At 62.5% G+C, this 7,584-nt stretch carries 10 protein-coding genes and 2 pseudogenes; 1 reads left to right on the plus strand and 11 read right to left on the minus strand.

All coding sequences use genetic code 11. The features are described from left to right. The 10 genes and pseudogenes from ACTJI6_RS19540 to ACTJI6_RS19585 form a co-directional block, all read right to left on the minus strand. Positions 1-628 (minus strand): annotated as a pseudogene (locus ACTJI6_RS19540) (transposase); the annotation flags it as partial. Between the two features lie 178 nt (positions 629-806). Beyond that, positions 807-1,097, minus strand: coding sequence for a HigA family addiction module antitoxin (locus tag ACTJI6_RS19545; protein ID WP_440803065.1), 291 nt, complete (start codon positions 1,095-1,097; stop codon positions 807-809). Positions 1,098-1,592: 495 nt separating this feature from the next. After that, entirely contained in the window at positions 1,593-1,928 is a 336-nt protein-coding gene (locus tag ACTJI6_RS19550; protein ID WP_440803067.1) for a hypothetical protein, read from the minus strand. A 403-nt stretch (positions 1,929-2,331) separates the two neighbouring features. Then, positions 2,332-2,886: a hypothetical protein gene (locus ACTJI6_RS19555; protein WP_440803068.1), complete on the minus strand. Its 555-nt coding sequence runs from the start codon at positions 2,884-2,886 to the stop codon at positions 2,332-2,334. An 11-nt stretch (positions 2,887-2,897) separates the two neighbouring features. After that, positions 2,898-3,644 carry a peptidoglycan recognition protein family protein gene (locus tag ACTJI6_RS19560; RefSeq protein ID WP_440803069.1) on the minus strand — a complete coding sequence of 249 codons (747 nt, stop codon included), beginning with the start codon at positions 3,642-3,644 and terminating at the stop codon, positions 2,898-2,900. A gap of 3 nt (positions 3,645-3,647) precedes the next feature. Next, entirely contained in the window at positions 3,648-4,079 is a 432-nt protein-coding gene (locus ACTJI6_RS19565; protein ID WP_440803070.1) for a hypothetical protein, read from the minus strand. Further along, positions 4,072-4,287, minus strand: a complete 216-nt coding sequence (locus tag ACTJI6_RS19570; RefSeq protein WP_440803071.1) for a hypothetical protein — start codon at positions 4,285-4,287, stop codon at positions 4,072-4,074. Before ACTJI6_RS19570 ends, ACTJI6_RS19565 begins: the two co-directional genes overlap by 8 nt. Further along, complete coding sequence (locus tag ACTJI6_RS19575; protein WP_440803073.1) at positions 4,287-4,562, minus strand: hypothetical protein; 276 nt, start codon at positions 4,560-4,562, stop codon at positions 4,287-4,289. The genes ACTJI6_RS19570 and ACTJI6_RS19575 overlap by 1 nt, the downstream gene beginning before the upstream one ends. Further along, complete coding sequence (locus ACTJI6_RS19580; RefSeq protein WP_440803074.1) at positions 4,562-4,930, minus strand: hypothetical protein; 369 nt, start codon at positions 4,928-4,930, stop codon at positions 4,562-4,564. The genes ACTJI6_RS19575 and ACTJI6_RS19580 overlap by 1 nt, the downstream gene beginning before the upstream one ends. A 119-nt stretch (positions 4,931-5,049) precedes the next feature. Continuing rightward, entirely contained in the window at positions 5,050-5,256 is a 207-nt protein-coding gene (locus ACTJI6_RS19585; RefSeq protein ID WP_440803075.1) for a hypothetical protein, read from the minus strand. A gap of 109 nt (positions 5,257-5,365) precedes the next feature. Here ACTJI6_RS19585 and ACTJI6_RS19590 point away from each other — a divergent pair, with 109 nt between their 5' ends. Then, entirely contained in the window at positions 5,366-5,887 is a 522-nt protein-coding gene (locus ACTJI6_RS19590; RefSeq protein WP_440803078.1) for a VPLPA-CTERM sorting domain-containing protein, read from the plus strand. Here the strand turns inward: ACTJI6_RS19590 and ACTJI6_RS19595 are convergent. Beyond that, positions 5,880-7,584: pseudogene (locus ACTJI6_RS19595) on the minus strand (hypothetical protein); the annotation flags it as partial. The gene ACTJI6_RS19590 and the pseudogene ACTJI6_RS19595 sit on opposite strands and share 8 nt — an antisense overlap.

Raw genomic sequence — 7,584 nt, forward strand, 5'->3', positions numbered from 1 at the left:
TCCAACGACCAGCGCTGGTTCGGCATCAAAGGCAATGTCATCGGTGCCCGCGTGCCGATGGCCCGCTTCCGCCCGCCACGACGGCGCACGTGCAGCCGTTCCTCGCGGTAGATGCGGAACAGGCGCTTGTGGTTCACCACATGGCCCTCACGCCGCAGGAACACGTGCAGCCGACGGTAGCCGAACCAGCGGCGCACCCGCGCCAACTCCTTCAGCCGCTCGCGCAGCACAGGGTCGTCCTGCCGGATCGCCTCGTAGCGCATGGTCATGCGGCAGCAGCCGATCACCCGACACGCCCGCCGTTCGCTCATCCCGTGGCCCGCCACCAGATGCGCGACCGCTTGCCGCTTTCCGGCGGGCGTCACCACTTTTTTCCCAGAAGATCTTTCAGCGCCGCATTGTCGAGCATCGCATCGGCCAGCAGCCGCTTCAGGCGAGCATTCTCATCCTCTAGCCCCTTCAGCCGCTTCGCCTCGCTGACATCCATACCACCATACTTGGCCTTCCACTTGTAAACGGTGGCATCGCTGACGCCATGCTTGCGGCAAAGATCGGCAACGGAAATCCCAGCCTCATGCTCTTTCAAAATACCGATGATCTGATCTTCGGTGAACCTGCTGCGCTTCATCTCTGGTCCTCTCGGTTGGGCCAGAGTCTACGTCAAACTGGATTAGCCGCAGGGGGCAACGTCAGGCGGGACGGGCGGTCAACCAGATGAACGACCAGTTGCCCGCACGGATTGATGAAGTCCTGAACGATCCGCGCGTTCGGTGACGATCAGGGGCGGCGCTTCGGTGTCGCCCCGATCACGCAGCTTGCAGCGGTTGAATGTTCGATACGTCCACATGTTCGCGCGCTTCTGCCAAATCATAGGCGCGCTGAAGGTTCATCCAAAATTCAGCCGTGTTGCCGAAGAACTTGGACAGCCGCAACGCGGTGTCAGCGGTCATATCAGTTTCGCCTTTTACAAGTCGTTCAATCCGGGTGCGCGGGACGTTCAACCGCTTTGCCAGCTTCCCCGCGCTCAATTCGAGAGGCTGCAAGAACAGTTCGTTCAGTACTTCGCCGGGATGCGACGGATTGGTAAGCGTGATCATCAGCATTCCCCTTTCAATGATAGTCCACGATTTCAACATCTGCCGGGCCGCTTTCGGTCCACACAAAGCAAATGCGCCATTGTGTTGATGCGAACGGAATGTTGCCCCACTCAATCACCCTTCAGTTCTTCAAGATGGTTCCCAGGCGGGAACCGCAAATCCTCTAGGACCGTGGCAGCATGAAGCGCCGACAGCATGGCGCGCGTCCGCTTCACCAAGTCAGCCGGGAAGCCCTTGCCGAACCGATCCTGAACCGCGTCGGCAGCGCGCTTGCCCTTGGTGCTTTGTATCATGGGGAATATGTATCATATCACGATACAAAGTCAAGATGCTGGCTGTCGCAACGTGTCGCGGATCGTCGCGAACCGATTATTCCGTCTTGGATAGGCGGAATGGCCTGCGGATAGCTGGAAGTGTCCTTAATCAGTTGAATTTTATAGGAAATATATGTGAAATGGCGGTCAGAAGCCGACGAAACAGAGAACTATACCTACGTTATAGCCCTCCAAAATGACACCGTTTGCCGGCATCGACCTCGGCCTTCTTCACCCAATCCAACAGCGTGTGCGCCGAGCAGCCGTGCGGGAACTGGCAAGCGAAGCACGCACCCGGCTCCGGCTTGGAAAGGGCGGCTATCGGCGGGAACACGTCCGGGCCTTCGCCCAGCACGTCGAGGTCGCAGACGACGCGATCTACATCAAAGGAAACAAAAAAGTCCTGTTGAGGACGCTGGTAGCCACGAAGGGAGGGAAAACGGCGGGAATCGGCGTTCCCGGTTTTATACCAAATGGCGGAGAGGGTGTCCGTCATTTTATAGGGCTGTTCCAGCAAGATCAATCGCTTAGAAGATCGCTGTTCCCCAAATTGTGCCGCAAATTGTTCCGCACATTTGTGGGCCTGCCCGACCCGATTTAGCCGGTCCTGACGGGCTTGGGAAGGGTTAGGATCCCCCATCGGTAATCGAACCTTGGGCGGCCCGGCGCGTTGGGTCCGCGCCATGATGATTCGAGATCCCATGCTCGTGCTGGTTGAGGACGCCTTGCGTCTAGCGTCCAGCCAACCAAGGCGGCGCTACGCCCCAGATCGCGGCTGCGCGGATGCTGGCGGCCCAGATGGCCAGGGGAAAGGTCAGGGGGTGCATGGCTGTCTCCATGATGGTGGTGGATAACGAAAAGCCCCGGCGCTGTGCCGGGGCTTCCGTCGGGCCTTACGGCGCCAAAGGGTGCGCCTGCCCCTAGAACTGCGCCCGGACGCCGGGCACGCCCGCCTTGGTCAGCGCCTCGGCCAGCAGGTCGGGGGCGGTGATGCGACCGATACCGGCGGCGATCAGGTCTTTCACGTCCTGGGTCTTGATCGGCAGGCGCTTGGCAAGGCCGGGGTTGCGCGCATCGAGGGCGGCAAAGAAATCGTCCACGAACAGATCGGCGGCGGCCTTGGGCGGCAAGCCGACATTGGCGGCCAGCTTGTCCATGTTCGCCGTCAGCACATTGGCGATGATCTTTTCCAGGTGGTCGCGGTCGATGGCATCCAAGCGCCGGTCGGCCTCGATCGCCAGCTTGTCGGTCAGGGTCCGCTCGGCGGGAGTCTTGGCGAGCGCCAGCTTGGATCGGGCGTCGATGCGAGCGGCGACAAGGCCGAAGGCCGCGCCGACGATACCGGCGGCGATGGTTCCAGCGATGGCGCCCTGGGCGTTGGCCAAGGCCATTTCGATGGTGCCGGCCGCCAGAGCGGCGAAAGGCATCAGCGCGAACATCAGCGCGACGGCAAAAAACGCTTTGATCTTGGTCACGGGGTTCTCCTTCAGAGGTTGAGGGCAGTAAGGGTGGCGGTGCCTGCCTTGCCATCGGGCAGCAGTTCGTGGGCTTCCTGGAAGGCGACAACGGCGGCCTCGGTGCCAGGACCGAAATCGCCATCCACGCCGCGTGGGTCGAAGCCCAGAGCCAGCAGGCGGTCTTGAAGGGCGCGGACCTCCGGACCCTTGGATCCGCGGCGCAGGACGATCTGGGCAGGCGCCTGCGTGACCGGGCGGCCATTGGCTTCCTGCGCGGTCAGTTCGGCGGCGATCAGCCCCCGCAGCATATCGCCGATCACCAGCGGGTCGCGGCTGTCCAGCTTGCCGCAGGGGTCATAGTCGAAATCCCATTTCTGTGCCTGCCGCACGCCCAGGGTGGTCTGAACCTCGGCGTGGGTCAGCACGGTCTTGCGAGTCGGCTGGATGCCATAGACGCGGCAGAGGCGCGCAGCCTCGCGGATGAAGGCGTCAACCTGCCGTTCAGTCGGGAAATGATCGGTGGACCCCTGCGGGTCGTTCCAGGTGGAGCGGCCCATGGCGGCCATGGACAGGCCGATGGATCCGGTGTTCAGGCCAGCCGTGTGCGCGGCATAGGTGCCAGGAGTCAGCTTGCGCCCCGGTGCGTTCGCGCTGATCGGGTGGCGCCCGCTATGGACCATCCCGCCCGCGTCCACGATGCGGTGATAGTGTTCCAGGTCGTCGGCCGTCGGCTTGCCGGGGCCGCCGGTGTGGTGCAGGACGATGCGGTTCATCATGGGTCAAAGCTCCTTGCGGCGGCGCATCCGGCGCGCGACGGCATTGCCGATGCGGACGACAATCGCGTCGGGATCCGGGTGAAATACGATGGTGAGAATGTTCCATTGCCCGCGTTCCTCGGCGGGCAGGGCCAGCAGCTTCGCCCAGACCATGCCGACGCAGGCCGCACCGCCCAGAAGGCGCCACAGCAGGTCGTCCACGCTGGACAGGTGCAGGGCAGGCGGCCAAGACAGCAGCATATCCACGGCGCGCAGGGCCGCGTTGCAGCCGAACGCGACCATCAGCCCGATCACCGAGCAGTAGAACACCTTGGTCGAACGGGGTTCCGGCCACAGGCTATGGCGCGGCCACCACGCCCGCGCCGCGACGACGCCCGACAGGGCCGCCCAGATATTCACCAGAAGAACCGCGACGGCGGCCATATCTTCAGCCATCGGTTCGGCCTCCATTATCATCAGCGGCGCGGAGGCTCGCGGCGATCACGTCATCCAGGATCGTGTTAAGGGTTAGCTGCGCCCGCTTGGCGCGCAGTTCGGCGATATTGGCCTCCGTGCCGCACTTGGTTCTGGCGCAGAGATCCGCCTCGATCTGGGCAATCCGCGCCTGACCGGGTGTTTGCGAGCGACGACCCCAGGGAAACATCAGGACGACCCCCTGCCGTTCATGCTGCGGACCTCGGACGTGAGCGCCACGAAAGCGTCACCCAGCTTTTGCAGGGTCGCGTCTTGCCGGGTGTTCACTTCCAGGACGCGGGTGTGCGTTTCGTCTTTCAGGTGCAGCGTCAGCGCGTGCATCTTGTCGTCGCACTCGCGGCGGTCTTTCCGTTCTGCCCGAAGCTCAAGGTAGAAATAGGCGGCCAAGGCATAGCCGATGCCTGCCTTGACGATTTCGGAGAGAAGCGCCGTCGTCGGATCCATCACGGCACCCGGCGGCCGATGCCTGCCGCACAGATGGCGAGGATCGAGGCAATGGCGCCAACAGTCCCCCCCGCGCGCCTCTGCCACAGAAACAGCGTCAGGACGGCGCCCAGGACGACGACAGCCCAATCCAGTGCGCAATCCTCGGCCGGCGCCCCGTTCGTGAGTTGCAGGACTTCCCAAGCGGCATAGAGCGATGCAATGACCGAGACACCGGCCCAGCCGTCGCGCAGCCAGCAGGCGACCAAGGCGCCCATGGTCGCCATAAGAAACACGCCGATCATGGCGTGCGCCAGCAGCACGGCCCCCCAGACGTAGGGATCCCGCTGCGCTTCGCCGATCAGCAGAAAGCGGATGAAATCTGACACCGGACGGGCCTTTCACAGTGGAAAAGCGCGCACGTCCTATGCCGCGATAAGCGCAACCATATCAGAGATAGCAGCGGTAGGCTAGGGCGCCCTCGCTATGCTGCGAAGGCGCCGCTCTGTCAGACCTCCAGCACCAGCTTGCCACCGGTCACGCTAACGCCTGCGGGAAGGGTCGCGCCGTTGTTGACGACAGTGATCCCAGGCCCGGTCAACTCATAGGTACCAGTGGGCAGCAGATTGCGGTTGCTGATGACCACCTGCGATCCAGCGGCAGAATAATCATCCCGCGCGTCCTCCATATCTTGCTGATGCAGATCGTCTTTCACGCCTGCGTTGATCCACGCCCCGCGCTTTCCCCGAGACTCACGGCACCGTGATGCTGATGATCCCGCCAGCCGCGCATGGTGACGGCGATTCGATTTTTAGGGGTGGATTATGGGTATCAGGGCATTGTGCGCGGCGGCTGCCGTGGCGGTCGGGGTGGGGTCGGCGGCAGAGGCGGCGACGTATACCGGAGCGTTCACCCTGGTCAGCGCCTATGAGAGCCACCACCCGTTCGGAAGCGATCCCGTTGAGCCTGATCGCCCGATGCCCGGCTACTGGAACGTGGCCACTGGCGATACTGTCGAGGCATTCATCACCGTTATCGCCGACTTCGGAGACAGTGTGCATTTCACCTTGGGAACCCTGACAGAAACCATCTTCAGTTCCGTTCTTCAACGGACGGCAGAGGGTTATTCAGGGGTCGAATCAGGCTATTTCTACGGGTGGGAGAGTCTGACCTGGGATGGCACGCTATCCGGCACTATTTCCTATGCCAGTGAAGAATATCCGTGGGCCAAGAATGTCTTCGGCAGCTTTACATTGGCCCCCGTGCCCCTGCCAGCGGCTGCCGCCCTCCTGCCTCTAGGCCTCGGCGCCCTCGCGCTGATGCGAAGGCGCCGCCGGGTTAGCTGATGGTCAGCGTGGCCTTGCCGCCCGTGATCGTCACACCCACAGGCAAGATTGCGCCCTGATCGACGTAGGTCACGCCCGTTCCCGCGCCGCCGCCCAGGTCGTAAACGCCGGGCGACAGCTTGTCTCGATTGCTGATGACCAGTTCTGATCCCACCTCAAGGGTCACGGTGCCTGCGATGCCGGGAGCCGTCAGCCCGAAGCGTCCGCTGCGGAACCGCTCGATCTTTCCGATAGTGGCTGGCAGGATCGCGGAAATGGTGCCGAGGGCTTCGTAAATATACTTCTTCGTGATCGTCTGTTCACCGACGACGGGAATGCCCAGCATGTCACGGACGCGAACAAAGGCATTCTCCCCGACGCGGCGCCAGCTATCCCATTTTCCTGTCGCCCCGCTGGTGACGCCCTTCATGTCGTGGAGGTAAAGCCCCCAGGTATCAATATTGAAGAGATCGAAGCGCAGGACCGGGGTCGCGTGGAACTCCAAGACACCGCCCGACTGGATCGTCAGACTTCCGGTGCCCCCGGTTCCGTCCCAGCCCACCTTTCCCATGTCGCCGACGATGCGCAGACGCTTCCCGCTGGGCACGACGCAGTTCGGCCCAAGGATCATCTGCCCTTGGCCGCTGGCTTCGAAATCACCTGTCGCCGCGCCGTCCAGCACCAGCCGCCCTCCTCGGGCCACGGCTTTGCCGATCATAGCCGGGGCGTGATATTTACCGCAGCGGATGACCTCAATGTCGGCGGTGTCGGAGTGAGACGCGGCCGACAACTTCCCGGAGGCAACGACCATCTGGCCCCCACCGAAGGTGATCGCACCTGCCGCCACCGTGTCCTTGACCCATTTGACTCTGTTGCCGTGCAGATTGAGACTGTCGCCGTCGATCGGGGTATCGCCAGACGACCAGTTGATCCGGCTGTCAGAGCGGAAGCCCTCGCCTCGCCAGTCGGGCTTGAAGGTCAGCACCTGTGGCACGGTGCGATCCGCCAAAGGCAATTCGAGGTTGCCCTCCCGCGCCGCCAGCAGATAGCGGTGCATCGCCCGGATTTCCAACTGCATGTCCCGATAAGACAGCCCGCGCACATACTCCGCGTAATCTGCGATGCTCGCATTTGGCACCCCCAGAAGCTGCGCGGCCCGACGCTGGATTGTAATCGTCTTGATGATGGATGCCGCCAGGCCGGTGAGGTTCAAGTCACCGCCCCACCCGAAGATCACCAAGTTGGACCAAAGGCCGCCGCGACCACGACTGACCGCGGGTTCGGCTATGCCCTTGGCTGCGATTTCCGCCGGATTGTCGGGGTCGGCCGCGTGCATGATGAGACAGTCCACATCGACCGTCTGCACACCCTGGAAATCGAAGCCCATACGCCGCGCGCCAGGCTGAGCGATATAAGGGCTGTTGCGGGCGGAAACAGCAACTGACCGTAGGTTGATGCCGAGGAAGCCGTTTTCAGACGCTTTCGCTGGCTCATCGATCTCATTCCTCACGCCTGAGTTCTGGAACGAGACCTGATTGTCCAGAGCAACGCTGTCGAAATACCAACCCCCAACGCGCATCTGGGCCGCGACGGAAGATGACCGCATCGACAGCATACCATCGAACGTCAAGTCTGCGTTAATCTCGGCAGTATAGACGTTATGGCTGAAGATGTTGGGCGGCTTTCCGACTGCACCATTGTTCCATGTGCCATCTACA

Source organism: Paracoccus sp. 22332 (genome assembly GCF_052045125.1).
GTDB classification, from domain to species: Bacteria; Pseudomonadota; Alphaproteobacteria; order Rhodobacterales; family Rhodobacteraceae; genus Paracoccus; species Paracoccus haematequi_A.

Bases quoted from the DNA above. Each gene is read 5' to 3' on its own strand.
- ACTJI6_RS19545 (WP_440803065.1), bottom strand. From the start codon at position 1,097: ATGATCACGCTTACCAATCCGTCGCATCCCGGCGAAGTACTGAACGAA.
- ACTJI6_RS19560 (WP_440803069.1), bottom strand. From the start codon at position 3,644: ATGATGAACCGCATCGTCCTGCACCACACCGGCGGCCCCGGCAAGCCG.
- ACTJI6_RS19565 (WP_440803070.1), bottom strand. From the start codon at position 4,079: ATGGCTGAAGATATGGCCGCCGTCGCGGTTCTTCTGGTGAATATCTGG.
- ACTJI6_RS19570 (WP_440803071.1), bottom strand. From the start codon at position 4,287: ATGTTTCCCTGGGGTCGTCGCTCGCAAACACCCGGTCAGGCGCGGATT.
- ACTJI6_RS19575 (WP_440803073.1), bottom strand. From the start codon at position 4,562: ATGGATCCGACGACGGCGCTTCTCTCCGAAATCGTCAAGGCAGGCATC.
- ACTJI6_RS19590 (WP_440803078.1), top strand. From the start codon at position 5,366: ATGGGTATCAGGGCATTGTGCGCGGCGGCTGCCGTGGCGGTCGGGGTG.